Annotated in this window: 29 protein-coding genes; 12 read left to right on the top strand and 17 right to left on the bottom strand. The window is 66.9% G+C overall.

The genetic code is table 11. The features are described 5' to 3' along the window. Positions 1 to 102: 102 nt before the first annotated feature. Both Q8M13_RS15060 and Q8M13_RS15055 read right to left on the bottom strand, forming a co-directional pair. Positions 103 to 1,140: a hypothetical protein gene (locus Q8M13_RS15060; RefSeq protein WP_305300819.1), complete on the bottom strand. Its 1,038-nt coding sequence runs from the start codon at positions 1,138 to 1,140 to the stop codon at positions 103 to 105. 119 nt (positions 1,141 to 1,259) lie between these two features. Beyond that, entirely contained in the window at positions 1,260 to 2,195 is a 936-nt protein-coding gene (locus Q8M13_RS15055) for a ribose-phosphate pyrophosphokinase (RefSeq protein ID WP_305300818.1), read from the bottom strand. A 138-nt stretch (positions 2,196 to 2,333) separates the two neighbouring features. Between Q8M13_RS15055 and Q8M13_RS15050 the strand changes: the two genes are divergently transcribed. Continuing rightward, positions 2,334 to 3,410, top strand: coding sequence for a calcium:proton antiporter (locus tag Q8M13_RS15050; protein ID WP_305300817.1), 1,077 nt, complete (start codon positions 2,334 to 2,336; stop codon positions 3,408 to 3,410). Between the two features lie 11 nt (positions 3,411 to 3,421). On the opposite strand, the gene pgeF is transcribed toward Q8M13_RS15050, so the two are convergent. From pgeF to lgt, 3 genes are read right to left on the bottom strand one after another with little or no spacing between them, the layout of a single operon-like run. Beyond that, on the bottom strand, positions 3,422 to 4,195 hold the full coding sequence (pgeF, locus tag Q8M13_RS15045; protein WP_305300816.1) for a peptidoglycan editing factor PgeF: 774 nt from the start codon (positions 4,193 to 4,195) through the stop codon (positions 3,422 to 3,424). Then, positions 4,192 to 5,247, bottom strand: coding sequence for a class I SAM-dependent methyltransferase (locus Q8M13_RS15040; RefSeq protein WP_305300815.1), 1,056 nt, complete (start codon positions 5,245 to 5,247; stop codon positions 4,192 to 4,194). The genes pgeF and Q8M13_RS15040 overlap by 4 nt, the downstream gene beginning before the upstream one ends. Next, positions 5,244 to 6,089, bottom strand: coding sequence for a prolipoprotein diacylglyceryl transferase (lgt, locus tag Q8M13_RS15035; protein ID WP_305300814.1), 846 nt, complete (start codon positions 6,087 to 6,089; stop codon positions 5,244 to 5,246). The genes Q8M13_RS15040 and lgt overlap by 4 nt, the downstream gene beginning before the upstream one ends. 83 nt (positions 6,090 to 6,172) lie before the next feature. On the opposite strand from lgt, the gene Q8M13_RS15030 reads away from it, so the two are divergent. From Q8M13_RS15030 to proC, 3 genes are all read left to right on the top strand, one after another. After that, entirely contained in the window at positions 6,173 to 6,418 is a 246-nt protein-coding gene (locus tag Q8M13_RS15030; protein WP_305300813.1) for an accessory factor UbiK family protein, read from the top strand. A gap of 138 nt (positions 6,419 to 6,556) precedes the next feature. Continuing rightward, the gene (locus tag Q8M13_RS15025) at positions 6,557 to 7,060 is read left to right on the top strand and encodes a YbjN domain-containing protein (protein ID WP_305300812.1); all 504 of its coding nucleotides are present in this window, start codon (positions 6,557 to 6,559) and stop codon (positions 7,058 to 7,060) included. A 7-nt stretch (positions 7,061 to 7,067) separates the two neighbouring features. Next, on the top strand, positions 7,068 to 7,862 hold the full coding sequence (proC, locus tag Q8M13_RS15020; RefSeq protein ID WP_305300811.1) for a pyrroline-5-carboxylate reductase: 795 nt from the start codon (positions 7,068 to 7,070) through the stop codon (positions 7,860 to 7,862). A 135-nt stretch (positions 7,863 to 7,997) separates the two neighbouring features. Here the strand turns inward: proC and Q8M13_RS15015 are convergent, their stop codons facing one another. From Q8M13_RS15015 to Q8M13_RS15000, 4 genes are all read right to left on the bottom strand, one after another. Next, positions 7,998 to 8,438 (bottom strand): DUF2147 domain-containing protein, encoded by a 441-nt coding sequence (locus tag Q8M13_RS15015; protein ID WP_305300810.1) that lies wholly within the window; start codon positions 8,436 to 8,438, stop codon positions 7,998 to 8,000. 64 nt (positions 8,439 to 8,502) lie between these two features. Beyond that, complete coding sequence (locus Q8M13_RS15010) at positions 8,503 to 9,855, bottom strand: ATP-binding protein (protein WP_305300808.1); 1,353 nt, start codon at positions 9,853 to 9,855, stop codon at positions 8,503 to 8,505. Then, a complete protein-coding gene (locus tag Q8M13_RS15005; RefSeq protein ID WP_305300807.1) occupies positions 9,855 to 10,559 on the bottom strand; it encodes a response regulator in 705 nt (234 codons plus the stop codon). The genes Q8M13_RS15010 and Q8M13_RS15005 overlap by 1 nt, the downstream gene beginning before the upstream one ends. Continuing rightward, positions 10,559 to 11,032 (bottom strand): MarR family winged helix-turn-helix transcriptional regulator, encoded by a 474-nt coding sequence (locus Q8M13_RS15000; RefSeq protein WP_305300805.1) that lies wholly within the window; start codon positions 11,030 to 11,032, stop codon positions 10,559 to 10,561. The genes Q8M13_RS15005 and Q8M13_RS15000 overlap by 1 nt, the downstream gene beginning before the upstream one ends. Positions 11,033 to 11,113: 81 nt before the next feature. Here Q8M13_RS15000 and Q8M13_RS14995 point away from each other — a divergent pair, with 81 nt between their 5' ends. Further along, a complete protein-coding gene (locus Q8M13_RS14995) occupies positions 11,114 to 12,001 on the top strand; it encodes a branched-chain amino acid aminotransferase (RefSeq protein WP_305300803.1) in 888 nt (295 codons plus the stop codon). Between the two features lie 277 nt (positions 12,002 to 12,278). On the opposite strand, the gene Q8M13_RS14990 is transcribed toward Q8M13_RS14995, so the two are convergent. The 4 genes from Q8M13_RS14990 to Q8M13_RS14975 form a co-directional block, all read right to left on the bottom strand. After that, on the bottom strand, positions 12,279 to 12,677 hold the full coding sequence (locus Q8M13_RS14990; protein ID WP_305300802.1) for a hypothetical protein: 399 nt from the start codon (positions 12,675 to 12,677) through the stop codon (positions 12,279 to 12,281). A gap of 70 nt (positions 12,678 to 12,747) precedes the next feature. Continuing rightward, positions 12,748 to 13,239: a hypothetical protein gene (locus Q8M13_RS14985; RefSeq protein WP_305300801.1), complete on the bottom strand. Its 492-nt coding sequence runs from the start codon at positions 13,237 to 13,239 to the stop codon at positions 12,748 to 12,750. Positions 13,240 to 13,243: 4 nt separating this feature from the next. Further along, complete coding sequence (folB, locus tag Q8M13_RS14980) at positions 13,244 to 13,591, bottom strand: dihydroneopterin aldolase (protein WP_305300800.1); 348 nt, start codon at positions 13,589 to 13,591, stop codon at positions 13,244 to 13,246. Between the two features lie 93 nt (positions 13,592 to 13,684). Beyond that, positions 13,685 to 14,419 carry an SDR family oxidoreductase gene (locus Q8M13_RS14975; protein WP_305300798.1) on the bottom strand — a complete coding sequence of 245 codons (735 nt, stop codon included), beginning with the start codon at positions 14,417 to 14,419 and terminating at the stop codon, positions 13,685 to 13,687. Between the two features lie 334 nt (positions 14,420 to 14,753). Between Q8M13_RS14975 and Q8M13_RS14970 the strand changes: the two genes are divergently transcribed. The 4 genes from Q8M13_RS14970 to Q8M13_RS14955 all read left to right on the top strand — a co-directional run bounded on the left by Q8M13_RS14970 (position 14,754) and on the right by Q8M13_RS14955 (position 18,784). Then, the gene (locus Q8M13_RS14970) at positions 14,754 to 15,062 is read left to right on the top strand and encodes a hypothetical protein (RefSeq protein WP_305300797.1); all 309 of its coding nucleotides are present in this window, start codon (positions 14,754 to 14,756) and stop codon (positions 15,060 to 15,062) included. 139 nt (positions 15,063 to 15,201) lie between these two features. Further along, positions 15,202 to 16,137: an SMP-30/gluconolactonase/LRE family protein gene (locus Q8M13_RS14965; protein ID WP_305300796.1), complete on the top strand. Its 936-nt coding sequence runs from the start codon at positions 15,202 to 15,204 to the stop codon at positions 16,135 to 16,137. A 128-nt stretch (positions 16,138 to 16,265) separates the two neighbouring features. Continuing rightward, a complete protein-coding gene (locus tag Q8M13_RS14960; protein ID WP_305300795.1) occupies positions 16,266 to 17,705 on the top strand; it encodes an aldehyde dehydrogenase family protein in 1,440 nt (479 codons plus the stop codon). A gap of 143 nt (positions 17,706 to 17,848) precedes the next feature. Continuing rightward, positions 17,849 to 18,784, top strand: a complete 936-nt coding sequence (locus tag Q8M13_RS14955; RefSeq protein ID WP_305300794.1) for an alpha/beta hydrolase — start codon at positions 17,849 to 17,851, stop codon at positions 18,782 to 18,784. 10 nt (positions 18,785 to 18,794) lie between these two features. On the opposite strand, the gene Q8M13_RS14950 is transcribed toward Q8M13_RS14955, so the two are convergent. Next, positions 18,795 to 20,108, bottom strand: coding sequence for an adenosylmethionine--8-amino-7-oxononanoate transaminase (locus Q8M13_RS14950; RefSeq protein ID WP_305300793.1), 1,314 nt, complete (start codon positions 20,106 to 20,108; stop codon positions 18,795 to 18,797). Between the two features lie 81 nt (positions 20,109 to 20,189). Here Q8M13_RS14950 and bioF point away from each other — a divergent pair, with 81 nt between their 5' ends. Both bioF and bioD read left to right on the top strand, forming a co-directional pair. Continuing rightward, entirely contained in the window at positions 20,190 to 21,338 is a 1,149-nt protein-coding gene (gene bioF / locus Q8M13_RS14945; RefSeq protein WP_305300884.1) for an 8-amino-7-oxononanoate synthase, read from the top strand. After that, complete coding sequence (bioD, locus tag Q8M13_RS14940; RefSeq protein WP_305300792.1) at positions 21,335 to 21,997, top strand: dethiobiotin synthase; 663 nt, start codon at positions 21,335 to 21,337, stop codon at positions 21,995 to 21,997. The genes bioF and bioD overlap by 4 nt, the downstream gene beginning before the upstream one ends. Here the strand turns inward: bioD and Q8M13_RS14935 are convergent. Both Q8M13_RS14935 and nhaA read right to left on the bottom strand, forming a co-directional pair. Then, the gene (locus Q8M13_RS14935) at positions 21,994 to 23,136 is read right to left on the bottom strand and encodes a serine hydrolase domain-containing protein (protein ID WP_305300791.1); all 1,143 of its coding nucleotides are present in this window, start codon (positions 23,134 to 23,136) and stop codon (positions 21,994 to 21,996) included. The genes bioD and Q8M13_RS14935 overlap by 4 nt on opposite strands. Positions 23,137 to 23,211: 75 nt before the next feature. Continuing rightward, positions 23,212 to 24,399, bottom strand: coding sequence for a Na+/H+ antiporter NhaA (nhaA, locus tag Q8M13_RS14930; RefSeq protein WP_305300790.1), 1,188 nt, complete (start codon positions 24,397 to 24,399; stop codon positions 23,212 to 23,214). A 113-nt stretch (positions 24,400 to 24,512) separates the two neighbouring features. On the opposite strand from nhaA, the gene Q8M13_RS14925 reads away from it, so the two are divergent. Next, positions 24,513 to 25,928, top strand: coding sequence for a protein adenylyltransferase SelO (locus tag Q8M13_RS14925; RefSeq protein ID WP_305300789.1), 1,416 nt, complete (start codon positions 24,513 to 24,515; stop codon positions 25,926 to 25,928). Here Q8M13_RS14925 and Q8M13_RS14920 read toward each other — a convergent pair. After that, positions 25,920 to 26,804, bottom strand: coding sequence for a DMT family transporter (locus Q8M13_RS14920; protein ID WP_305300883.1), 885 nt, complete (start codon positions 26,802 to 26,804; stop codon positions 25,920 to 25,922). The two genes, Q8M13_RS14925 and Q8M13_RS14920, sit on opposite strands and share 9 nt — an antisense overlap.

The raw sequence follows: 26,804 nt of genomic DNA, 5'->3' as shown, positions 1-26,804 counted from the left end.
CGATAACCCGCGCGGCGACGGAACGACCCCTTTGGGCCGAAAGGTGCGCGTAGATACACAAAACCCAGGCCCGTGGCAACGGGCGCAGGCGATGAATTGTACCTACTTCTTGGCGGCCTTCTTCGCCGGCTTCTTGACTGGCGTCACGGTGTAGGTGGCGTCGGGTCGAACCTTCGGCACGAACTTGTACTCGTAAGGCTCAGGCTGACCGGAGGCTTTGATCACGCAACGGGCCGTATCCATCATGGCGTGCTGGCCGAGGCAGAAGATGTCCTCGTAGTGCGGCTTGGAGACTGCCAGGCACTGATAGAGGTTCAACTTGGCCAGGTTGGTGCACGAGGCGATGTTCGGCTCGACCATCAGGGCGTTGAGCGTCTCGATGTTGGTCTCGTTGCCGTAGCCGAGAATGGCGAGGGCGGCGATCGAGAGGCTGCGAATCACCACCGGCGTGAACGGCGGGGTGGCGGGGGCGCCGGTCAGGCCGAGGGTCTGACCGCCGGTCGCGGCCTGCTGAAGGCGCGAAGTCTCGGCCAGATCGCCAACCAGCGGCGTAGCGCTGAGGGACTTGGCCTGGGACAGGCGCAGGTCGCGGCTGGCCACGTCGGCTTTGGACCAGGACTGGCGCTGAATGTCGTAGGCCGACTGCTTCACGGTCTTGCCGGCTTCGTAGAACGAGGCGCCGTCTGCGCCGAGCGCATTGACCACCAGGCCTGCAGCGCTGCTGGAGCCTTGGATCCCGACCACATAGGCAGGGTCCTTCATGATGGCGTAGGCGATTTCCTGGCGTTGCGCCGGGCTGCCCGCATATTGCCGCACGCCAGCCACGAAGGCCGGATCTTGCAGCGCGACGATCGCGCCATAGGCGATCGCGCCTTGCAGGAACTGCTTCGGTTCGTAGGAAACGCCGACCTTCAGGGCCTGGGCGATATCCGGGCCAGCGGCGAAGGCCGGGGTGATCTTCGAGGCCCTGTCCATGTAGTAGCGATAGGCGCTGGCCTGTTCGATCAGCTTCGGCGCGAGAGCGATGGGCGGCGGAGGCGGTGGCGCCGACTTTGGCGCGGGCGGCTCGGCGCAAGCGGTCAGTATGGCTGCGAGTGCGATAGCGGAGGCCGTCAGGCCCGCGCGAGAAGCGGAAATCATCCTGCGCCTTCCCCAATTAAATAGGCACGAATCATAGCGCCTTGAACGGGCGAGAATGTGACCGTGTATCCTTAACGGGAATTCACCAAGCTTGACCGTGAGGCGGTCAAGCTTGTGGATCAGTCGAACAGTTTGGAGACTGATTCTTCATTGGCGATACGGCGGATAGCCTCGCCCAACAGCTTGTCGCAGCTCACATAACGGATCTTGCCGCCGTCGCCGGCCCGCTCGGGGGCTGGGATGGAGTCGGTCATGACCAACTCCTTAAGGACCGAGCTGTTCACGCGCTCGACCGCGGCGCCGGACATCACGCCGTGGGTCACATAGGCCGACACCTCCAGGGCGCCGCCATCAACCAGGGCCTGGGCCGCGTTGCACAGCGTGCCGCCGCCGTCGATCATGTCGTCGAACAGGATGCAGCGGCGACCGGCGACGTCGCCGATCACGTTAGCCACTTCGCTCTTGCCCGGTCCCGAGCGGCGCTTGTCGACGATCGCCAGTTCGGCATTCAGCCGGCTGGCGACGGCCAGGGCGCGAACCACCCCGCCGACGTCGGGCGAGACGATCATGATGTCCGAGGGGTTCTGGTAGTTTTCCTTGATGTCGGTCGCCAGCAGCGGCGCGGACAGCAGGTTGTCGGTGGGGATGTCGAAGAAGCCTTGGATCTGGCCGGAGTGCAGATCCATGGTCAGGACCCGGTCGGCGCCCGCGCGTTCGATCAGGTTGGCGACCAGCTTGGCCGAGATCGGGGTGCGCCCCCCGGTCTTCCGGTCCTGCCGGGCGTAGCCGAAGTAGGGCATGACGGCGGTGATCCGCTTGGCCGACGCGCGCTTCAGCGCATCGATGCAGACCAGCAGCTCCATCAGGTTGTCGTTGGCGGGGTAGTTCGTGGACTGAAGGATGAAGACGTCCTCGCCGCGGACGTTTTCGTCGATCGTCACCCAGACTTCATTGTCGGCGAAGCGTTTGACCTGGGCCCGCGTCAGCGGGAGATCCAGGTGGGAGGCCACAGCCTCGGCCAGCGCGCGGTTGGAGTTGCCGGCCAGCAGCTTCATCGGACCCTCGGGGGCAATGGTGTCGGTGTCGGCGGGCTTTTAGCAGGGCCATGGTCAGGGGCAAGGGCTCAGAGTCGCGGGCGCATGAATGACACGCCAACGCCTCGCGCCATGGCTACGCTTCGTTTAGGATGCGTCATGCCCAAAATCGGACTTCCGGCCTGGACTTGGCTCTCGCCCATCGTCGGCGCTCTCCTGCTGCTCGGCGCGAAACTCGGCGGGGCGTTCGACATAGCCCTGGCCGCCGGTTTGATCGCCTGCGTGCTCGCCGCTGTGCACCATGCCGAGGTCGTGGCTCACAAGATCGGCGAGCCCTACGGCACCCTTGTGCTGGCCGTCGCGGTGACGGTCATCGAGGTCGCGCTCATTGTCTCGCTGATGCTGTCGGGCGGCATGGCGGCTTCGGGGCTGGCGCGGGACACCGTGTTCGCCGCCATCATGATCATCTTGAACGGCTTGGTCGGCCTCTGCCTTCTGGTCGGCGGCGCGCGCCATCTTGAGCAGAAATTCGGCCAGGCCGGCGTCAGCGCAGCGCTCGCCACCCTGGCGGCCATGACGGTCTTGACCCTGGTGCTGCCGAACTACACCACCAGCACGCCGGGGCCGGTCTATTCCGGCAGCCAACTGGCCTTCGTCGGCCTGGTGTCGCTGGTGCTCTACGGGACCTTCGTGCTGGTGCAGACCGTGCGCCATCGGGACTACTTCCTTCCCACCGGACCAAAGGCGCACGACGAAGAGGCGCACGCGGCCCCGCCGACGACGCTCGACGCCTGGATCAGCCTCGGCCTGCTCGTTCTTTCATTGGTCACCGTCGTGCTGCTGGCCAAGTCGCTAGCGCCGACCATCGAGCAGGCGGTCGCCAACGCCGGTGCGCCCAAGGCCGTGGTCGGGGTGATCATCGCCGCCCTGGTGTTGGCGCCCGAAAGCCTGGCCGCGGTGCGCGCGGCCCGCGCCGACCGGCTTCAAACCAGCCTGAACCTGGCGCTTGGATCGGCCCTGGCCTCCATCGGCCTGACCATTCCGGTCGTGGCGGTGGTCTCGCTGGTGATGGATTGGCCGCTGTCGCTGGGCCTCGACGCCAAGGCCATGGTGCTGCTGATGCTCACCCTGATCGTCACGACCCTGTCCCTGGGCACCGGGCGGACCACGGTGCTGCAGGGCGTGGTCCATCTGCTGATCTTTGCGGTCTACCTGTTCACGACAGTCGTGCCCTAGGCGCGGCGGGCCTAGGTCAGGGCGATGGCCGACAGCAGGCGACCGAAGTCCGGCTCGCCGCGCTTGAACGCCCGGCGATTGGAGAAGAACAGGTCCTCCTCGGCGCAGGTGTCGCGGCCGATCCATTCGCAAGTCTCGACGCCGGCGCTGCGAAGGCGGTGCAGGACGAAGGCCGGGAGGTCGAACATCGCCTTGTCCGCCGTCTCCCCCGGCGTGAAGAACTGGGCGTTGCCAGGCGACTCCGCTGTGAAGCGTTCCAGGAATTCCAGTCCGATCTCATAGGAAGCGGGGCCGATGCACGGACCCACGACCGCGACGATGTCGGGGCGCCGCGCGCCCAGCGCGAGCATCTGGTCGAGAGTCGCCTCAGCGACCCCGGTCAGGGCGCCTTTCCAACCGGCGTGGGCGGCGGCCACGACCCCGGCCTTCGGGTCGGCGAACAGGATCGGCGCGCAGTCGGCCGCCAGGGCGCCACAGACGAGGCTCTGCCGGTTCGTCGCCACGCCATCGGCTTCCGGCCGGACGTCGCCCCACGGACCATCGGCGATTAGGGCGGTGGCTGAATGGATCTGGTAGGCGGTGTTCAGGGCCTCGGGGCCGACGCCGAAATAGGCCGCGGCGCGGCGCCGGTTCTCGGCGACGTCGGCTGGCGCATCGCCCGATCCCAGCCCGACATTCAGGCCTTCGTAGATGCCGGTCGAAACCCCGCCCTGGCGTGTGAAGAAGGCGTGCTGAACGCCCGCGAGATCGAGCAGGGGCGAGGTGATCACAGGCAGGTCGGTCAAGTTAGGCCCTCAAATCCGGGCGGAACGAAGCCCGGCGTATGGATGCAGGCGACCTTGAACAGCTCGCCCATCTGGTCGGGCGAGACTAGGCGCTCAAGTTGGCGTTCGATCTCGTCGCCGCGGTCAGGGCGGGCCGCGGCCAGAGCCTCGGCGCGGGCTCCGATCCCCAGCCGCACCAGGAACTCGCCTTGGGTCAGGATTTGCGCGGTGCCGGCGCCCTGGGCGTGGGCGGCGGCGAGGACGGCCGGGAAATCGGCGTGGACGGTGAGGTCGGCCTCGCCCGGCGACGCCAGCGGGCTTTCCTTCTGGTGCTTGCGCAAGGCTTGCAGGGTGTCGCCGAAGCCGGGCGTGGCGCGGCCGTAGTCGATCAACAGCGCCGCACCGCCGTCGGCGACGATCCGCGTGGCGAGTTCGACGCCCAAGGCCGCCTGGGCGGGAGCCTGTTCGAGGACGGCGCCGACTGGCCCCTCACGAGGTAGAGGCGGGGTGTGGGCGAGGCCGAAGGCGAGGTCGCCCGCCTCATCCAGCCCGACCATCCGTTCGGCCCAGCCGCGTTCGGTACGCATGAACTGGCGGGCGGGTAGGCAATCCAGCAACTCGTTGGCGACCAACAGGATGGGCGCGTCGCCCGGGACCTCGGCCAGCGAACCGGCCCAGGATATCCGATCGCCCAGGACCTGCCGCTGGCGATCGCGCAGCGGGGGCGACACCTCGACCAGCCAGACGTCCGCGGCGTCGGTGAATTCCGGCGATAGCCGCGCGGCGCGCAGCAGGTCGCTCATCAGGGTTCCGTCGCCAGGTCCCATCTCGATCAGCCGGAAGGGCGAGGGACGACCGAGCCGGTTCCAGCTCTCGACCGCCCAAAGGCCGATCAGCTCGCCGAACATCTGGCTGACCAGTGGCGCGGTGATGAAATCGCCGCCCGCGCCTAGGGCCGGACGCGTGGCGTAGTAGCCGAACTCAGGATCGTGCAGGCAGGCGTTCATATATTGCGCGACCGTCAGCGGCCCGCTGGCCCGGATTTGGGCCGTCAGGCGATCGCGCAGCGTCATGGGGTTTGCGGCTTGGCCGGCGGGGCGTCGGCCTCGGTGGCCAAAGGCTCGCGCAGGCCGCGCCAGATCAGCCAGGCGCCTCCGATGAACATCGGCGCGCTCAACATCATCCCCATGGTCAGTCCAAGCGGGAAGTTGGGGAGGTAGTTGTCGGGTTCGCGGAAGTTCTCGATGAAGGTGCGGAAGGTCGCATAGCCCAGCAGGAAGATGCCGGCGACGACGCCGCGTCGCTGAAGCAGCTTGGCCCCGTGCGTCGCCCAACGCAGGATCAGGAAGAGGACGAGGCCCTCCAGCGCCGCTTCATAGAGTTGGCTGGGGTGGCGCGGCATGATGCCGGCATGGGGAAAGACAAAGGCCCAGGGCACATCCGTCGGCCGGCCCCAAAGCTCGCCGTTGATGAAGTTGGCGATGCGGCCAAAGAACAGGCCGATCGGCGCGGCGGCGGTGATGGCGTCGCCGATCCGCAGGACGTCGATCTTGTTGACCCGGGTGAAGATGAAGACGGCGATCAGCACGCCGAGCGCCCCGCCGTGGAAGCTCATCCCGCCGTTCCAGACTTTCACCACCTCCAGAGGATCAGTGAAGATCAGCGACGGGGTATAGAAGAAGACGTGGCCGAGACGCCCGCCAAGGATGATGCCCAGCGTGATCCACAAGATCAGGTCGTCGACCTGGGGAATGGTGGCGGGCGCGCCGCGCGGCCCCCATAAGGCCTGATTCTTGATCAATCCCGCGACATAGCGCCACCCCACCAGGATGCCCGCCACATAGGCCAGGGCGTACCAGCGGATTGCAAAAGGCCCGATCTGTAAAAGGACCGGGTCGAAGTCGGGGAACGGCAAGGCTGATGTCTCCGAAAGCGTCGCTTGTGGGTTTAGACGAGAAGCCCTTCGCTTTCATCCCCTGGCGGGCCATATAGGAAGCTATGCAGACCCAGAATCCCTTCCTGGACGAATTCGCCAAGCTTACCAACGCCGCCATGGGCCTCGCCCAAACCGCGGGTGAAGAGGCGAAAGCGGCTTTTCGCGCCCAAGGCGACCGCTTCGCCGCCGACCTCGACCTGATCCGCCGCGATGAATTCGAGGCGTTGAAGCTGGAGATCGCGGCTCTGCGCGCAGAGCTTGAAACGCTCAAAACAGCGGCGCCGAAGAAGACCGCCAAAAAAGACTAGAGACAAACACGCGAATGTGGGTCGCCAAGGCGAAGAAGCCGGTGACGGACACAGCGCGAAGCAGCTTAATTTCAAGATCGCAGGCGATTCGGTGGCCCGCTCGGCCTCCACGCCCTCTGCGAAAGGACCGCCGGTCTTATGGACACGCCTCAGTCTGACGAAGACGTCCTGGTCACCCTGGATCCGCTTGACGTTGTCGAGCACGTTCTGACGGCCGAGAACCTTCAGTTCGACCGCACCGAGGATGGCGATCTCGCCTTCACCCTCGCCGGCGACTGGAAGGACTATGAGCTCTGGTTTGCGTGGCGGCCGGAAGCCGACTGCCTTCAGCTCTGCCTCTCGATCGATCAGCAGGTCACCACCGAGCAACGCCCCGCCGCGTTCGAACTGGTCTCGACGCTGAACCAGCGTGTCTGGCTTGGCCACTTCGAGGTCTGGGACGATGGCGAGATCATCTTCCGCCACGCCATGTCCCTGATGACCGGCGAGCGGCCGAGCCTCGCCCAGGCCGCGGCGATGATCGACGTGGCGATGGAGGCGGCTGACCGCTTCTATCCGGCTTTCGACTTCCTGGTGGGTGGCTCCAAGTCGCCCGCCGATGCGATCGCCGCCTGCATGTTCGAGACGGTCGGCGAGGCCTAGACTTTCGATGACGCCGATCTTGATGCTGGGCGCCGGCCGCATGGGCGGCGCGCTGATCGACGGGTGGCGCGCTGCGGGGGCCTTCCAGGCCTCCGAACTGCTGATCCGCGAGCCGAACGCCAACCCGACGGTGGAGGCTGCGGCGCAAGCCGGCGCTCTGATCAACCCGGCCGACGAGGTGCTGGCCCGCGCCAAGACCGTGCTGCTGGCGGTCAAGCCGCAGATCTGGCGTGAAGCGGCCGCCGAGGTCGCTCAACATCTGGCGCCCGACGCGGTGATCGTCTCGATCGCAGCAGGCGTGAAGTCGACCGATATTTCGCAGGCTTTTGGCGGGCGCTCCGTGGCGCGCGTCATGCCGACGACCGCTGTGGCGATCGGCCAGGGCACGACCAGTATCTATGCGGCGAGCTCCGAGGCGCGCGCCAGGGCGCATGCCCTGTTCGGCCCGGTGGGGACTGCTGTCGATCTGGCTGAAGAGGAACTGCTGCACGCGGCCACCGGCGTTTCCGGTTCGGCGCCTGCCTATCTCTACGCCTTCGTTGAGGCGCTGGAGGCGGCCGGCGCCGCGGCCGGCCTGCCGTCGGAAGACGCCTCGCGCTTGGCCCGCTCCACCATCACCGGGGCCGCGGCTCTGCTCGCCCGCAGTGGAGAAGAGCCGGCTGAGCTTCGCAAGCAAGTCACCTCGCCGGGCGGCACCACCCAGGCGGCGCTTGAGGTGCTGCTGGGGCAGGGCGGTTTGCCTGACCTGCTGCGCGATGCGGTGGCGGCCGCCGCGCGGCGGTCCAAGGAACTGGGCGGCTAGTCCAGCCAGCTCGTCATCTTCCGGTCGTCTGCAAGACGATCCGGGGAACCCAAGCGGCCCCTCCACATTTTGCGAAATCAGCGCGGGTCCCCTGGATCAGCCTGCGGCTGACCAGAGGATGACGACTGTGTGTGGCTAGCTCGACCGCTTCCAGGTCTGGGCCTGGCAGACGACGGTGATGCAGCCCTCCACCTTCAGCGTGCCGTCCGGATTGACGCTAATCTTGGAGCCGTATGTCTTGCCGCTGGACGGGTCGTAGATTTTTCCGCCGGCCCATTTGCCGGCTCCGGCCGGCTTGAAGTCCCGTATCATCGTCAGGCCGACGATCGGGCGGCCACGCATGGCCGCGTCAGGATTGTTCAAGTCCTTCATCGGTTGGCCGGCCTTGTCGTTCGGCGTCTTCATCCAGACGACAACGCCGCACATCTTGGCCTTGTCGCCGCCGCAGGGCGCGACGCGGACCTTGGCGGTGCCGGCCTGGACCAGCCAGGTGCCCTCGACCGGATCAGCCGCATAGGCCGTTGAACCCAGGGCCGCGAACGCCAAGGTGGCGGCGGCGAGATGTACCAGCTTCATGCGACTGTCTCCCTTTCTCTTCGGCAAGCTTTGCCGACGGCGTGTGAAGTCTCGATGAACGTTGCTATCCGGGCAGGCGGACTATAGCCCGCAGGCCGCGCTGCGGCGATCGGTCCAACGTGACGTCGCCGCCGTGGCTGCGCGCCACGTCACGGGCGATGGCCAGGCCGAGTCCTACGCCCTTGGCGTTCTGATTGCGGGATTCGTCGAGCCGGTTGAAGGCCTTGAAGGCGTCCTCGTAGCGGTCCGGCGGAATACCTGGCCCGTCGTCATCGACGATGATCTCCACCCCGCCGGCTAGGCGTGGAGAGGCGCTGACCTCAATGTTCTCGCCGTGGGCCGCTGCGTTCATCACCAGGTTCGACAGCGCCCGTTTCAACGCATTGGGGCGGACCTTGGCGATGAGCTCCGGGTCCACGGTCACATTGACCTTGGCGCCTGCCCGCAAGGCCCCCTGGCTGACTTCGTCGATCAGGGATCTCAGGCTGACGATTTCGACCGCCTCGCCGCCCTCGCCGCGCGCGAAGGCGAGGTACTCGTCGATCATGTGCTCCATCTCGGCCAAGTCGCGCTTCATCTCGGCGTTGCGCGGACTGGGCTCAGCCATCGCCAGTTCCAGCTTCAGGCGGGTCAGCGGCGTGCGCAGGTCGTGGCTGACAGAGGCCAGGAGGGCGGTCCGCTGGTCGATATGGCGTTGGATGCGCGACTTCATCGCCAGGAAGGCGTGGGCGGCCTGCCGGACTTCGCGTGCGCCGCTGGGCTTGAAGGCCGGGGCGTCGATTCCGCGCCCGAACGCGTCGGCGGCCGAGGCCAGCCGCTCGATGGTGCGGGTCTGGTTGCGGATGAACAGGATGGCGATGGCGGTCAGCAGGATGGTGGCCATGGCCATCCACAGCACGAAGATGTGGCCCTGAGTGGCGAAGGCCCGGTCGCGCGGCGCCAGGATGCGGATCACGCCCTGGTCGACCTTCACCCGGATGTCGACATAGGCGGGGTAGCGGGTGGTGTCGAACCAGAACGGTGCGTCCAACCGCTCTGACAGCGCCCGCTCCAGGGACCGGTCAACGACCGCGAAGGTGTTGGTGCGTCGGCGGGCGGGCAGTTCCTTGCCCGGCTGCAGGGCGATGGAAAGACTTAGTGATTTCTCGGCTCGGTCGGCCAGCTTGGCCATGGTGCTGGAGTTCGGTTCGTCCTCATAGCTTTCCACCGCCCAGGCGACTTCGCCCGCCAGCCCATCGGACAACCGACCCGTGACCGTCTGCCAATGGGCGTCGAAGAAGATCCAGGTTACGGCGATCTGCATCAGCGCCACCGGCAGCACGATGATCAGCAGCGAGCGGCCGAACAGCGAGGTCGGCAGGCTGCGCTTGATCAGCCGCTGCATATGGATCGGCTCAAGGAGGCGCGGGAATTTCATCAATCAGGCGCTAGCAGGTAGCCGACACCGCGAACGGTCTGCAGATAACGCGGGGCCTTTGGATCGCTCTCGATCTTCCGGCGCAGGCGGGTGACCTGGACATCGACGGCCCGTCCCGACGGATCGACCGTCTCACGCGCCAGCTCCAACCGATCAACGGGCTCGTGCGGACTGCGGGCTAGGCGCTTCAACAGCGCGACCTCGGCCTCGGTCAGGCGGATGGGCGCGCCTTCGCGGCTAAGCTCGCCTCGCTCGATGTCGAACTGGCAAACCCCTAGCGAGATCGAGCCGTTCCCCGCCGCGGGCCTCGCATGCGAACGCCGGAGGATGGCTTCGATGCGCAACAGCAGTTCCTCGGGCTCGAACGGCTTGGGCAGGTAGTCGTCGGCCCCCCGTCGCAGGCCCTCGATGCGGTCCTCGGCCAGGCCTCGCGCCGTCAGCATGAGCACCGGGGTGCGACCGGCTGCGCCCTTGCGCTCGCGCAGCCACGCGGTCAGCGAAAAGCCGTCCTCGCCCGGCATCATCACGTCGAAGACCGCCAGGTCGAAATCCAGCGTCTCCATCAACTTGCGCGCCGCGGCCCCGCCGGGCGCGGCCGTCACGCGGAAGCCGTTGCGGCTGAGATATTCCTTCAGCAGGCTGCGGATGCGGTCGTCGTCGTCGACGACCAGCAGGTGACGCTCGGGAGTTTCGGCAACGGCCATCAGGCGCCTCCGCTTTTCATTCGCCCGCCGGCCAGCGCCGAAAGGATCTGCCTGGCGCCGGCCACGCCGTCCAAGCCGCCTACGCGATATGACCTGGCGAGCTGGCCGCGCAAGCGTTCGGATATCCGCTCTTCGAACGCCTGACCGGCCTCGGTAAGGCTGGCCGCGCGTCGGCGGCCGTCGAGATCGCCCGCGACCTTTTCGACCAGCCCCTTGGATTCCAGGTCGGTGAGAATGCGACTGGCGGCCTGCTTGGACAGACTGGTCAGGTGCGCGAGTTCCTGGACACCCACGCCCGGTCTGCGTTTCAACAAGAAGGCCGCGCGCCAATGAGATCGGCCAAGGCCAAGGCTTTCGGCGGCCAGACCAGCATCAACCCCGGCCCATAACGCAGCCTCCGCAAGCATCATCAATTCAAGCCCTGCGTCGAGCTCTTCGTCGCGCAGAATGAGCCTTGGATCTGCGGCGGCCATTACGTTTTGCAATCCATTTTATTTGACGCGGCCGGCTCGGGGGTCTGTAAGAGGGCCCTGTTGAAAGGAGCACTTTCCCTCATGTCTTTACTGCCCTTCGATGACCGCGACGGATGGATCTGGCTGGACGGCCAGTTCGTGCCCTGGCGCGAGGCGACGGTGCACGTACTGACCCACGGCCTCCATTACGCCTCGGCGGTGTTCGAAGGCGAGCGGATGTATGGGGGAGAGATCTACAAGCTGACCGAGCATACCGAGCGTCTGTTCAAGTCGGCCGAGATGCTCGACTTCGAAATCCCGTTCACGGTGGCCGAGATCGGCCAGGCCTGCAAGGACACCTGCGCCAAGAACGGCCTGACCGACGCCTATCTGCGTCCGATCGCCTGGCGCGGTTCGGAGATGATCGGGGTGTCGGCCCAACACACAAAGATCCACGTGGCGATCGCGGTGTGGGACTGGCCGAGCTACTTCAAGCCGGAAGAGCGCGCCAAGGGCATCCGCATGACTTGGGCGAAGTACAAGCGCCCGTCGCCGGAAACCGAGCCGGTTCACGCTAAGGCCACCGGCCTCTACATGATCTGCACGATCTCCAAGCACGCCGCCGAGAAGGCCGGCTACACCGACGCAATGATGCTCGATTATCGGGGCTACATCGCCGAGAGCACCGGTTCGAACGTGTTCTTCGTCAAGGACGGCGCGCTCCATACTCCGACCCCAGACTGCTTCCTGAACGGGATCACCCGCCAGTCGGTGATCGCGCTCGCCAAGAGCAAGGGCGTCGAGGTCATCGAACGCCACATCAAGCCGGAGGAGCTTGCGGGCTTCACCGAGTGCTTCGTCGTCGGCACCGCCGCCGAGGTCACGCCCGTGGCCGAGATCGGCGAATATACCTTCACCCCGGGCGAGCTCTCGCTCGGCCTGATGGATGACTATGCTCGCATGGTCCGTCGCGAGCTGGTCGCGGCCTAGAAGAACAGGGCCGCCTGTTCCGACGGGCGGCCTTTCTCATATTCAGTTTGAAAGTGGTTGGGGGGATTCGCCCCTCCGGCGCCTTTTGGCGTCGCCTTGCTTTTGGCGGTGGCGCCGACCCCAGGTCCGCCACGAATCCCCCCGCGCCGTCGCCCCCATCGCGTCGACACGGGGATTGATTGCCGCAAGCTCGACCGGAGGTCCAGGTGGACTTCCCGCTCCAGACAGAGACAAGTCGCCGCGCCGCCCGATCAAGCGAACGACGCGGCCTTTGCCGTTAAATCAACCAGGTGTCGGGACGGGGATAGGCCTCGCCTTGCGACAGATAGACCAGGCCGACGACGCAGCGGATCGCGAACCAAATCCCGACGACGCCCCAGATGAACAGGCCAAGCATCAGGAATGGAATGCCGACCAGCACCAGCGACAGCACCCCGCCGAATAGGACGAGGAGGCCGGCGATCACGAACCAGGCGATCGAGATCCAGAAGGTGCGGATCAGGAAGGTGTAGTGGGTCCGCATGCGCGGGCCGGCGGTGTCGCGGTTCATGTAGGCGATCACCAGGCCCACCAAGATGGTGAGCCCGTTGACCAGTCCCAACAGGTAAAGCCCATAGACCACGGCTGGCAGCGTGCGGTCTTCGGGCGTCACAACGGCGGTTTGGGTCTCGGTCAATTCAGTCTCCCAGTGAAAGGTCTGACTGAAATGTGGCCCCGATTGTCGCGATTGCCAGCTTAAATCGCGTTCATCCGCGTTTCGCGCTGGGCTTGCGATAGAGCCAGGGCAGCACCGCGGCGCCCAGAATGGCGACGAAGACCAGTCGGCAGGCCAGGGCGACCCCCAGCAGCCAAGCGCCCGCCAGTCCCGCCGCCAACAGGACGGCGATCGCGCCGATCGCCATCATGCCCATGATCCACAGCACCGCCTCGCCATTGGCGGTCGGCGGGCCGACGCCGCTTCCCGGGGCTAGATCGGCTACGCTATCCATGAACGCCTCGAACGAGGCGGTGTGATCCTCAGGCCGCAGGTGTTCGCCGTAGCTGAACGCCGGGATGGTCAGGCGGCGGCGGTGGAAGTGCAGGGTCGCGCCACGGCCCGCGCGGGTCACGCGGTTAAGCTGGGTCAGGGGAAAGCGGCGCACGCGCGAGCCCTTGCGCTCGACGACATCGCCATTTTCCAAGGTCCAGACGGTGGGCGCCTGGAACGGGGAGAGCCGGATCGTGTGCGAAATCGCCAAGGAATCAGCCGCGGACGACGGTGATCTCGACCCCGGCGGCGGCGGCGTGGGGCGCGAGCGCCAGGGGCTTTTCGACGCGGACCCGCGCGCGCATAACCCGGCCGTCGGCCAGGCAGGCGCGGGCCAGGCGTTCGGCGAAGTCCTCGACCAGCTGGATATGTCCTTCGGCCACAATGGCGCGGGCGGACTCGCCGATGGTCTCGTAGTTCACCGTGTCGGCCAGGCGCGAGGCGCCCGCGGTCGGAACGTCAAGCTCGACATCGACGACGAGCGGCTGGGCGCGGCCCTTCTCGTGGGCGTAGACGCCGATCTCTGCTTCGACCTTCAGGCCGGTGACGAAGATCTTGGTCATGACCACGCGCCCCTGAACTTCAGGAACCGGGACCTCGGACGAGTTGTCTTGCAGTGGGAGAACCAAGTGCGCTCCGTTGATGCTGGAAGCCGCTCAGGCCAGATGCTGCCCGGCGTCCACGGCGATCATCTGGCCGGTCACTGACGCGGCGTCAATGAGGTAGCGCAGCGCATGCCCGATCTCGGTCGGGTCGACGGGCCGTTTCAGCAGGGTGGTGGCGACCTCGTCGATGAAGTCGGCGTCCTGCTGGTGGATGGAGGGCAGGGTCGGCCCCGGGCCAATTCCGTTGACCCGAATACGCGGCGCCAATTCCTTGGCCAGCATCTGCGTCGCGGCCCAAAGCGCGCTCTTGGAGAGCGAATAGCTGAAGAAATGCGGCGAGGGCGCCAGCACCCGTTGGTCGAGGATGTTGACGATCAGGCCGTTGCGCGTTGGAGGCAGGCGCCGCGCGAAGGCCTGGGCCAGCACCAGCGGACTGCGCAGATTGGTTTCGAGATGCGCGTCCCACGAGGCGCGGTTCATGCTGGCGAAGGAGTCGTCCTCGAACACCGAGGCGCAGTTGACCAGCAGGGTGACGGGGCCAAGCTCGGACTCGACCTCGGCGACCAACGGTGCGGTGGCGCCTTCGTGGCGGAGGTCGCAGGCGTGGAGCGAAGCCTTGCGGCCGCGAGCGCGGACGTCGGCCGCGGCGGCCTCCGCGTCATCGTCGATGGTGCGGACGTGGATGGCGACATCAAAGCCCGCGTCGGCGGCGGCCAGCGTTAGGGCTCGCCCGATCCTGCGCGAACCCCCGGTGATGAGGGCCGCGCCACGCGAGGTGTCCGCCAAGGCGATCTTAGTCGAGACGGCCGAATTCGAAGTAGTTCAGTCCGCCGATCACGACGAGGAAGACGAGGATGGTCAGGATCGCGGTCATGAAGAAAGCTCCGGGTTCGTTCCTCGGGCTTTAGAGCGCGCGGGGCTGGTTCGCAAGGGGCGGACGCCGGCGACTGCGGAGCGTTCCTGACCGGCAGGCGCAGGCGGCGCTGGCGCGTAAGCCTATCGCGAACATTTGACGGCTTGGTCGGGCCGGGCTTCTGATGATCGCGGAACTCGAGCGCGCCTTCAGGCTTTGCCTTGTTACACGCAGCGGTCAGCAGGCGTGGAACGACAGGAGCAGCGTATGATCAAAGACCAAGCGTCCTTCGAGGCAGCCTTGCAGCGGGTCGCGGACTTGCTGGAGCACCCTCCGGCGCATGGTACGCCCGCCGATGAGAAATTCGTCGAGCTTCTCCACGACATCGAGAGCTATCAGCCGGAAATCGTGACAGCCCCGCCTGAGACCCCGATCGAACGCATCGGACATGAGGCCGAAGACCTGGTCACCAAAGCCGCCAACTTCCTAAGACAACGTCGCGAGCGCAGCGACCGCGAGAGCCTCATGAATTTCCCAAAGGACGGCAAGGGGATTGGCCCGACCACGGGCGTGTAGTTCTGACAGGGCGAGTTCGGCGGGCGGCTCCGGCCGCTGGAGATGAAGGCTGGTCGCGATTCTGCGCCGATGGCGGCCGAGCACTCTTGTCGAACCGTGTTCGGGCGGGCCAAGCTGAAAAGAAAAGCCCGAGGAAACCATGCCGCTCCAGCCCATCGCGCCCGGCGACTTCACCAAGGTCGCCGTCGGCATTGATCGACCCGAGGACGTGGTCGTAGCCAAGGACGGCCGGGTCTTTGCGTCCGACCACCAATGCGCAGTCGCTGAAATCCTGCCCGACGGGTCGTTCAAGCGTATGGGCCCCAAGGGCGGCGCGCCCAACGGGATCAATATGGATCGCCAGGGCCGCGTGCTGATCGCCAACTTCGGCATCTATGACCGCGAAGAGGGACCGCTGCAGCGGTTCGATCCGGCGACCGGCCAGCATGAAACCCTGGTGGCTGAGGTGGGCGGCAAGCGGCTGACTTCCGCCAATTATCCGGTCATGGACCGCGCGGGGAACATATGGTGCGCCAATTCCACCCATGCCGAGACCTGGCCTCAGGCGCTGGATGGTCGCGATGACGGCTTCATCTTCGTCCTGCGGCCGGACGGGTCATCCGAGATCGTCGCGGAGGGCCTGAGATTTCCGAACGGCATGGCGCTGTCCGCCGACGAGGCGTTTCTGTTCTGCGCCCAGACTAGCGGCGCGGACGTGATGCGGTTCGCGATCTTGCCCGGCGGCAAGCTTGGGCCGGGCGAACGCTATGGCCCAGCGCTCGGCAAGCTGCAGGAGCCGGGGGGCGCGCAGGTGGCGATGGCCGAACTTGGCTATACCGACGGCGTGGGCATGGACGCCGAGGGAAACCTCTGGGTTTGCCTGCCGGCCGCCAACAAGGTGGTCGCGATCACACCGGCGTTCGAGGTGATCACCGTCATCGACGATCCGTCCGGCGAGGTGGTCAATCATCCGACCAACATCACCTGGGGTGGGGCCGATTTGAGGGACCTTTACATCGGCTCGATCCGGGCAGGATATGTGCTGAAGGGCCGTAGCCCGGTTGCGGGACAGCCCCACGTGCACCAATTGGCATAGGCCTACCCAAGGGAAGCTGGGTATTGGGGCTTCCACAGTGATCATTGATCACTAAAATGCTTGTTTGAAGCCGTCGGGGGTTCTCGTCGGCGCGCCAAAAATCCAACGAACGCCTCCGGGAGGACGTCATGCGCGAATATCTTCAGTTCTATATCGATGGTCAGTGGGTCGATCCGGTCGAGCCCAAGACGCTCGACGTCATCAACCCGGCAACGGAAAAGGTCGCCGGCAAGATCTCCCTCGGCAGCGCCGCCGACGTGGACAAGGCCGTCCAGGCCGCCAAGAAGGCCTTCGTCACCTGGTCGCAGACCAGCCGTGAAGAGCGCCTCGATGTCCTGAACCGCATCATGGCTGAGTACCAGAAGCGCTTCGGCGATCTGGCCAACGCCGTCACCGAGGAAATGGGCGCCCCGGCCTCGCTCGCGCAACGCGCTCAGGTTCCGATCGGCATGGGCCATATCGGAACCGCCGCCGCCGTGTTGAAGGACTTCAAGTTCTCCGAAGACCGCGGCCCGACGATGATCGTCAAGGAGCCGATCGGCGTCTGCGGGTTCATCACCCCTTGGAACTGGCCGCTGAACCAGATCGTCTGCAAGGTGGCCCCGGCCATCGCGACCGGCTGCACCATGGTTCTGAAGCCTTCGGAAGTTGCGCCGTTCACCGGCCACATCTTCGCTGAGATCATGCATGCCGCCGGCGTGCCGGCCGGCGTGTTCAACCTCGTGCAGGGCGACGGCATCGGCGTCGGTGTGCCGCTGTCGAGCCACCCGGACGTGGACCTGATCTCGTTCACCGGTTCGACCCGCGCCGGCATCGAGGTGGCCAAGAACGCCGCTCCGACTGTCAAGCGCGTGGCCCAGGAACTGGGCGGCAAGAGCCCGAACATCGTGCTCGACGACGACGCCTTCGCCAAGGGCGTGGGCCGTGGCGTCGCCACCGTGATGACCAACTCGGGTCAATCCTGCAACGCCCCGACCCGCATGCTGGTCCCGACCAAGCGTATGGATGAAGCCATCGCCGTCGCCAAGGAAGCCGCCGCCCAGGTCACCGTCGGCGACCCGAACGGCAACAGCCAGCTCGGCCCGGTGGTTTCCGAGGTGCAGTTCAACAAGATCCAGAAGCTGATCCAAGCCGGCATCGACGAAGGCGCGACCCTGGTCGCCGGCGGCGTCGGCCGTCCGGAGGGCCTGGACGTCGGCTACTATGTGAAGCCGACCGTCTTCGCCAACGTCACCCCGGAAATGACCATCGCCAAGGAAGAGATCTTTGGTCCGGTGCTGTCGATCCTCGGCTACGAAAACGTCGATCAAGCCATCCAGATCGGCAACGACACCGAGTACGGCCTGGCCGCCTACGTCCAGGCTGCTGATCTCGCCAAGGCTCGCGAAGTGGCTTCCAAGCTGCGCGCCGGCCAGGTGTCGATCAATGGCGGCGGCGGGGATCTGATGGCTCCCTTCGGCGGCTACAAGATGAGCGGCAACGGGCGCGAGTGGGGCGATTTCGCCTTCAACGAGTTCCTCGAAGTCAAGGCGGTCCTCGGCTACGCGCCGAAGGAAGCTGCTGAATAACAACGACAAGATCCGCCCCTCGTAGGGTGGACTGATCGACAAGTGAGAGGGCGAGGGAGCTTAAGGCTTCTCTCGCCCGATCCTTGAAAGGGCTCTCGCAATCGCGGTGGCTCAGGGATGAGCGAACAGGAAAGGAGTCCCACATGGACCCCCACATCAAGGCGATGATCGACCAGGCCGAAGCCGCAGCAGCCGGCCAGCCGGCGCCGCCGCTGGACGCCATTCCGCCTGAGATGATCCGGGCCGGCTATCGCATGCAGCGCGCCGCCCAAAACCTGAACGCGCCCAAGGACGTCGAAGCCCGCGACCTGCAGGTCGATGGAGCCGACGGCCCCATTGGCGCGCGCCTCTATACGCCCGCCGGCGCGCCCGCGAAGACGCCGGGCCTCGTCTATTTCCATGGCGGCGGTTTCGCCATCGGCGACCTTGAAAGCCATGACGGCCATTGCCGGCGGCTGGCCAGCTTCGCGGGGATTCGCGTTCTGGCCGTCGATTACCGGCTCGCGCCCGAGCATCCGTTCCCGGCCGGCCACGACGACGCTCTGGCTTCGGTGAAGTGGGTGTTCGACCATGCCGCCGAGATCGGCTTCGACCCTGCGCGCATCGCGGTCGGCGGCTGCTCGGCCGGGGGCAATCTGGCCGCCTCGGTCTCCATCGATCTGAAGAACGATCCGAAGCGCAAGCTGGCGTTCCAATTACTGCTCTATCCGGGCATCTGGCCCGATGAGGAGACCCAATCGCGCAAGGACTTGGATGGTCCGATCCTGACCAAGGCGGCGATCGCCTGGTTCGACAAGTGCCTGGCGGTCGGCGACCATCCCCAAGCCGCCCGCGCCAATATCGGCGCAAAGGCTGACGTGGCTGGAACGCCTCCGGCCCTGGTGGTCACGGCCGGCTACGACCCGCTGAAGGACGAGGGCCGCGACTACGCCGCGCGCCTGAACGCCGCCGGGGTGAAGGCGAGCCATGTCGAGTACTCAGACTTGGTCCACGACTTCTATCTGATGGGCGACGTTTCGCCGGCCATCACGGCCGCGGCCAAGGAGACGGCGGCGGCTCTGAAGGCGGCGCTGGGTTAGGGACGCTCTCTCACCCGCCAGTTGGCCGGGAGCTCCCCAGCGGGGGAGCATCCGCGGCGTTCCAGCTCAGCAGCACCGTCCGGATCGCGCCGGTCAGGCGGGCGATTTCCTCGTCCGTCGTGACATAGGGCGGGGCGAGATAGACGACCTTGCCCATCGGGCGAATCCAGCAGCCTTGCTCGACGAAGGCCATGCAGAGCGGGCCGGTTTCCACCGGGTGATCGAACTCCACCACCCCGATGGCTCCGAGGGTGCGCACATCGACGACGCCAGGCGCCGCGCGGCAGGGCTCCAACCCCTCGGTCAGGGCTGCGTTGATCCGCGCCACATCGGCTTTCCAGGCCCCGGTCTCGAAAAGGTCGAGCGAGGCGTTGGCTGCCGCGCAGGCCAGCGGATTGCCCATATAGGTCGGGCCATGCATCAGCGCTGCGCCGGCGTCGTCGGACCAGAACGCGTCGAACACCGGCTTGCGCGCGATCGCGGCCGACAGCGGCAGGGTGCCGCCGGTGAGCGCCTTGGACAGCGTCACGATATCGGGGACGACACCCGAACCGGTGCAGGCGAAAAGATCGCCGGTCCGGCCGAAGCCGACGAAGATCTCATCGAAGATCAGCAGCACGCCGTGCTGGTCGGCCAGCCGCCGCAGCGTGCGCAGCACCTCATCGTCATGGAACAGCATGCCGCCGGCGCCCTGGACTCTGGGCTCGACGATGATCGCGGCGATCTCGGCGCCCTTCTGCGCCAGGGCCGCATCGAGCGCCGCCTCAGTGGCCGCATCGACCGGCAGATCGACCACGTGCTGGGCCGGCATCACGCCCGCGAACAGGCTGTGCATCCCCTCCTCGGGATCGCAGATGGTCATCGTGGCCAGGGTGTCGCCATGATAGCCGCCCCGGAAGCTGAGGAAGCGGTTCTTGCCCGCCACGCCCTGGTTGATCCAGAACTGCAGCGCCATCTTCATCGCGATCTCGACGGATACCGATCCGCTCTCGGCGAAGAACACATGATCGAGGTCGCCGGGCAGGATAGCGGCCAGCCGCGTGGCCAGACGGTAGGCCGGCTCATGGGCCAGTCCTCCGAACATCACGTGGGGCGCGCGGCCGAGTTGCTCGGTCACGGCCGCAGCGATGTGCGGATGGTTGTAGCCGTGAACCGCGGTCCACCAGGAGGCGATGCCGTCCACCAGTTCGCGGCCGTCCTCCAGGATGATCCGCGCGCCTTGGGTGCGGGCGACGGCCAGCGGTGGCGGGGCGGTCTTCATCTGGCAATAGGGCCGCCAGACATGGGCCGCGCCTGTGGTCATCCAGTCCGGCTGCTTGGTCATACGCACGCTCCCAACATCTCCCAGGCGGGAGGGAAGGCGGCTTTAACCCACGGCCAACCTCGTGCATACCGCCCGGCCATGATCGACAGTCTGACCGCGTTCGCCCAAACCAAGCTCACCGGCCTCGAGGCGCGTAGCCTCAAGCGCACCCTGGTTCCGACGCACCGGCTCGACGGTCTCTGGGTGGAGCGCAATGGGCGGCGGCTGCTGTCCTTTTCCTGTAACGACTACCTGAACCTCTCCCATCATCCGGCGGTGAAGGCCGCCGCCATCGCGGCCGTCGAGGCGCATGGCGTTGGGGCGGGCGCCTCGCGGCTGGTGACCGGCGATCACCCGATCTTCACCGAGCTGGAGTCGCGGCTGGCCGCCCTGAAGGGCGCTGAAGCGGCCTGCGTGTTCGGCTCCGGCTATCTCGCCAATTCCGGGATCATCCCAACGGTGGTGGGGCAGGGCGACCTGATCCTGATCGACGATCTGGCCCATGCCTGCATCTGGTCGGGGGCGCAGCTCTCAGGCGCCCGCATCGTCGCCTTCCGCCACAACGATGTCGCCGATCTCGCCGCCAAGCTCGCGGCCTATCGCGCCGAGGCCGGCCGCGCGTTGATCGCGACGGATGGCGTGTTCTCGATGGACGGCGACCTCGCCCCGCTGGATCAGATCAGCGCCCTGGCCCAGGCGCACGACGCCTGGCTATTGGTCGATGACGCCCACGGCCTGGGCGTTGTGGGGGAGGGGCGCGGCGCGGCGGCGATGTTCCCCGGCGCCAAGGTCGATCTAGCCATGGGCACCTTTTCGAAGGCCCTGGGCGGCTACGGCGCCTATGTCTGCGCCAGTCAGCCGGTGATCGATCTGCTGAAGACCCGTTCGCGCACCCTGGTCTACACGACCGGCTTGCCGCCAGCGAACGCCGCCGCGGCCCTGGCGGCGCTTGATGTCATCGCCTCCGATCCTGACCTGGTCGCCGCCCCGCTCGCCAAGGCCCGCCGCTTCACCCGCGCCGTCAATCTGCCCGACGCCACCAGCGCGGTGGTGCCGATCCTGATGGGCGAAGCTGACCGCACCCTGGCTGCCGCGCGCGACCTGGAGGCCCAGGGCTTCCTCGCCGTGGCGATCCGGCCGCCGACCGTGCCCGAGGGGACCGCCCGGCTGCGGCTGGCCTTCACCGCCGCTCATCCCGACGCCGAGATCGACCGGCTGGCGGCGGCGGTGCGCTTGGTGATGAACCCATGAGCCAGACCCTGTTTATCTCCGGCGCCCACACCGATGTGGGAAAGACCTATGTCGCCTGCGCCATCCTGCGCGCCACCCGCGCCAAGCGACTGAGGGTCGAGGCGCTCAAGCCCGTGGTCAGCGGCTTCGATCCGCAGGACTGGAGCCAGAGCGATCCCGGCCGGCTGCTAGCGGCGCTTGACCGGCCGCTGACGCTGGAGACGTTAGACGCGATCTCCCCGCTGCGCTTCGACGCGGCGCTGTCGCCGCCAATGGCCGCGAGATTGCAGGGCTATGACCTGCGCTTGGGCCAACTCACCGACTTCTGCCGAGCCGGGCTAGCGGCCAGCGCCGCCGATCTGACCCTAATCGAGGGCGTCGGCGGGGTAATGTCGCCGATTTCCGAGGACGCCACGGGGCTGGACCTGATGCTGGCGCTCGGCCTGCCGACCGTCCTGGTCGGCGGCTCCTATCTGGGGGCCATCAGCCACACCCTGACCGCCATCGAGACGCTACGCGCGCGGGGTCTGGCGATCCACGCCGTGGTGGTCAGCCAGAGCGCCGAGCCCGACGCGCCCGATTTCGTCCAGACTGTGGAAAGCGTCGCCGCCTTCGCCGGGGACCTGAAGGTGATCGCCGCGGCGCGGGGCGATGGGGACTGGGCCGCCCAGCTCGTCTAGATCACGCCCAGAGCGTCCCACATCGCCATGGCCAGGCCAAAGCCGCGCATATCGCCGGTGGTGGTCGGGGCCATCTTGTTCATGACGTAGGCGAAGCTGGTGCGGGCATCCATGTCGATGATCGCGATCGACCCGCCATAGCCGCCCCAGAAGATGGTGTTGGGGTTTGGCAATGGCGTGACGCCGCCCGCGAGCCCGAAGCCGAGGCCAAAGCGGGCCGGCATGCCCAGGATGAGATCCTGGCCCTCGACCTGCAGCTCCAGCGCCTTGCGGCAACCGGCCTCGGACAGGAAGCGGCGGCCCTTGGCGACGCCGCCATTGGCCAGGATGGCGTGGATTTCGGCCACCGACCGGGCGTTACCGGTTCCGCCGGCCGCCGGGATCTCGGCGCCGCGCCAGGCGCGGGTGCGGGTCTCGCTGACGTCGATGCCGGGGTTGTTCGACATGTTGGCCTGCAGCTCGGACTCGGCGCGATCGGCGATGGCCGAGCCGGGCGGCGGCGCGATCAGTTCCGCGACCCGGCCGTCCTCTGAGGCCGGCAAGCCGATGTGGAAGTCGGCCCCCAGCGGTTCGGCGATCTCCTCGCGGAACACCGTGCCCAGCGACTTGCCGGTGATGCGCCGGATGACCTCGCCGACCAGATAGCCCTGCGTCATGGCGTGATAGCCCGGCGCCGTTCCCGGCTCCCAATATGGCGCTTGGGCGGCGAGCAGGCTGGTGACCTTTTCCCAATCGTAGAGGTCGTCCTTGGTGATCGGCTCCTTCCAGCCCGAGAGCCCGGCGCTGTGGCTCATCAGGTGGCTGACCTTGACGTTTTCTTTCCCCGCCGCGGCGAATTCGGGCCAGTAGCGGGCGACGGGGGCGTCGAAGTCGAGCTCGCCGCGGTCGGCGACCAGCAGGGCGGTGAGGGCGGTCATTGTCTTGGTGGTCGAGTAGACGTTGACGATGGTGTCCTGTTCCCAGGGCCGGGTGCGGGCCTCGTCGGCGAACCCGCCCCAGATGTCGACCACCGTCTCGCCCTCGAGCGTGGCGCAGAAGGCCGCGCCTATATCACCGCCGCTGGCGAGGTTGGCGTCGAACGCCTCGCGCACCGGCGAGAACTTGTCGTGTACGAACCCGTCCGCTGTGTCGCGAGCCATGGCCTACGTTCCCTGTTCTTCTCGTTGCCGATACTTAGGACGAGAGACACGAGGCGATGCAAGCTTTCGCCTTAGCTAGTCGCTGGCCAGGTCGCGTTTGCGCTGGGCGATGCTCAGCACGATCATGCCGACCAGGGTGGAGACGACCGAGCCGACGATCACGCCCATGCGGACTTCGGTCTGGGCCAGGGTGTCGTTCGGATCGAAGGCCAAGCCGCCGATGAAGAGGCTCATGGTGAAGCCGACGCCGCAGAGCAGTGAGACGCCGTAGAGCTCCAGCCATTTCGCACCGGTGGGGCGCCGCGCGAGCTTCAGGCCGATGACCAGGGCCGCGACCCCGAAGATGCCGATTTGCTTGCCGACGAACAGGCCGAGCGCGATGCCCAGCGGCACTGGATTGAACAGGGTGGAGATCGACAGGCCCTGGAATGAAAACCCGGCCGCCGCGAAGGCGAACAGAGGCAGGATCAGGAAGGCCACATACGGGTGCAGGCTTTCCATGAAGTGCTTTAGCGGCCCCTCGTGTCCCGGCTTGCGCGGGTCGATCGGCACGGTCATCGCCGCAGCCACCCCGGCCAGCGAGGTGTTGACGCCGCTCTTGAGGCAGAAGGCCCAGGCCAGGGCGAAGCACGCTGCATAGAAGAGATAAGGCGCGGTCTTCCACTGGGACATCAGGGCCATCAGGCCGATCGCCGCGGCCGCGCCGCCCAGGGCGTAGAGATTGACGTCCGAGGTGAACAGAATCGCGATCAGGGCCACGGCGCCGAGATCGTCGGCGATGGCCAGGGTCAGCAGGAATATCCGCAAGGATGAAGGCAGTCGCGGCGCGGCGACGGCCAGGGCGGCGAGCGCGAAGGCGATGTCGGTCGCGGTCGGGGTCGGCCAGCCCTGCGGCGAGCCGTTCGCTCCGGCGTTGATCAACAGATAGACCAGGGCCGGCGCCGCCATGCCCCCGATAGCGGCCAGCACCGGCAGGGCCAGGCGCCGAGGGTTGGAAAGCTCGCCTCTCAGGATCTCGTGTTTGATCTCCAGCCCGACGACGAAGAAGAAGATCGCCATCAGCCCGTCCTTGATCCATTTGTAGACCGGCTTAACCTCGTGGAAGGGGCCGATCTGGACGGGGATCTCGTGCTTGATGAAGGCGAAGTAGTGCTCAGCCCAGGGCGAATTGGCGAGCAGGACGGCCGCCAGGGCCGCAGTCGTCAGGATCAGACCTGAAGCGCTTTCGGTCTTCAGGAAATCGAGGGTAATTCTGCGAGCCATGCTGCCGGTTAGCATGGCCTTGACCGCCTAACACGGCAATCGGGCGTTGTTGGCGTCGATGTGATCGCGTCGGCGCGCTTGCCGCCGGGCGGTCGGTGCTCCATCTGGAACCCATGCCCGTTTCCCCCGCCTATCGCCCCGATCCGCGTGTCCAGGAGTTGGGGGGCGAGTTCGCCGACCCGGTGGCCGCCGCAGACTTCCCGATGACCACCCTACGGTTCCGTAACGACCGGGCGGCGGCCAGCGTCGGGCTCGACACCCTCACCGACGCCGAGTGGATCTCGCACTTTGGCCGGTTCGCACCGTTGCCCGGCAACCTGCCTCAGCCCTTGGCCCAGCGGTATCACGGCCACCAGTTCCGCGTTTACAATCCCGACCTGGGCGATGGTCGCGGCTTCACCTTCGCCCAGATGCGGGAGACCGGTACCGACCGGCTGCTGGAACTCGGCACCAAGGGATCGGGCCAGACGCCCTGGTCGCGGGCCGGCGACGGGCGACTGACCCTCAAGGGCGGCGTGCGCGAGGTGCTGGCCACCGCCATGCTGGAGGCGCTGGGCGTACCAACCTCGCGCACCTTCTCCTTGATCGAAACCGGCGAGGAACTCGTCCGCGGCGACGAGCCCAGCCCGACGCGCTCAGCCGTGCTGGTGCGCCTCTCGCACAGTCATGTCCGTTTCGGCAGTTTCCAGCGCCATGCCTACTTTCAGAGCGCTGAGCGGATCGGCCAGCTCGTCGATCACGTGATCGAGCTCTACTATCCCGAACTGGCCGAGGCGCCGGATCGGGCGACCGCCCTGCTGGGCGCCGTGGCGGCCCGCGCCGCGCGGCTGACGGCGCGCTGGATGACTGCCGGTTTTGTCCACGGCGTGCTCAATACCGACAATATGAACATCACCGGCGAGAGCTTCGACTACGGCCCCTACCGGTTCCTGCCGCGCAACGATCCGAACTTCACCGCCGCCTATTTCGACACCTCGGGCCTCTACAGCTTCGGCCGCCAGCCTGAGACGGTGTTCTGGAACCTGCAACAGCTTGCCGGGACCTTCACCCTGGTCGCGCCGCAGGAGGGGTTGATCGAGGTCCTGAACAGTTTTGGCCCGGTTTACCGCGCGGAATTGGCGGCGGCGATGTTGGCGCGGCTGGGGCTCAAGAGCCAGTCGGAGGAGGCCGACGTGGCGCTGGCCAATGCGGCGTTCCGGGCGATCGCCGAAGGCGGGGACCGGCTGCGCTGGGAGCCGTTCTTCTTCGACTGGTTCACCGGCGATGAGACCCGCGCCCTGGCGAGCCTGCGAGGCGACATCTATGCCGGCGAGGCGTTTGCGAGCTTCCGCGAAATCCTGAAGACCTTCGAGCGCGACCGGCCCGAGCGACTGGGCGCAGCCTATTTCGAAGGCGCCGAGCCGCAGGAGCTGCTCTACGAAGAAATCGAGGCGATCTGGGCCGACATCGCCGAGCGCGACGACTGGGGCGCCATGCACGCCAAGCTCGCGTCGATCGAGACGGCGAGGCTGGCCTATCGACTAGGCTGAGGCGGGCTTTCGCGACGCCGTTTGCGCCAACACCACACCGCCTAGGGCGATCGCCGCACCGAGCGCCTGGACCGGACCCAGGGCCTCGGCGAACAGCAGCCAGCCCAGGACAGCGGCGACCACCGGCTGCACCAGCACCACGACCGAGGCGGTCGCCGCGGGGAGGCGGCCCAGGGCCCAGGCGATCGAGCCCTGGCCAGCGACGTGCATCACGCCAAGCGCGACCAGCGCGGCCCAGCCGCCGTTGGTGATCGGGAAAATGTCTTCGCCCAGGGCCAGGGCGGCGGCGAGCAGCAACGGGGCGCTGGCGACGCCCGACCAGAACATCACCCGCGTGGCGCCGACGCTGCGCCGGGCGGCGCTGATGGCCAGGAAGTAGAGCGCGTACCAGACCGCCGTGGTCAGGGCCAAGGCGTCGCCCAGCGGCGGGTTGGCGCCGGCCGCATGTTCGCCGCGGCCTATCGCCATCAGCCAGGCCCCGGCGACCGCCAATCCCACGGCGGCGACGAACAGCTTGGCCGGGCGTTGCTTGAGGAAGATCCAGGCGGCGGCAGTGACGACGACCGGCGTCAGATTGGTCAGCACCGTGGCGTTGGCCACCGAGGTGAAATGGATGCTGTAGTGCCAGAACCCGAGGTCGCAGGCGAAAGCCACGCCGGCCAGCAGGGCGAACTTCGACGGCCGTCCGACGCCGCCATCGGTCCGCATGGCGATCAGCGCCAGCAGCGGCATGGCGAAGGTCACCCGCCAGAAGCCGATGGCCGCCGGACCCGCATCGGCCAGCCGCACCAGGATCGGCGCCAGGCCGATGATCGCCGCACCGGCCACCAGGACAGCCAACGCCTTGGCGTGGCCGGTGTCGCGCACGGCTGTCAC

It is taken from the genome of Phenylobacterium sp., from assembly GCF_030681155.1.
Lineage (GTDB): Bacteria > Pseudomonadota > Alphaproteobacteria > Caulobacterales > Caulobacteraceae > Phenylobacterium.
The sequence above is the reverse complement of the archived record's forward strand: the minus strand, read 5'-3'. Positions and strand labels throughout refer to the sequence as shown.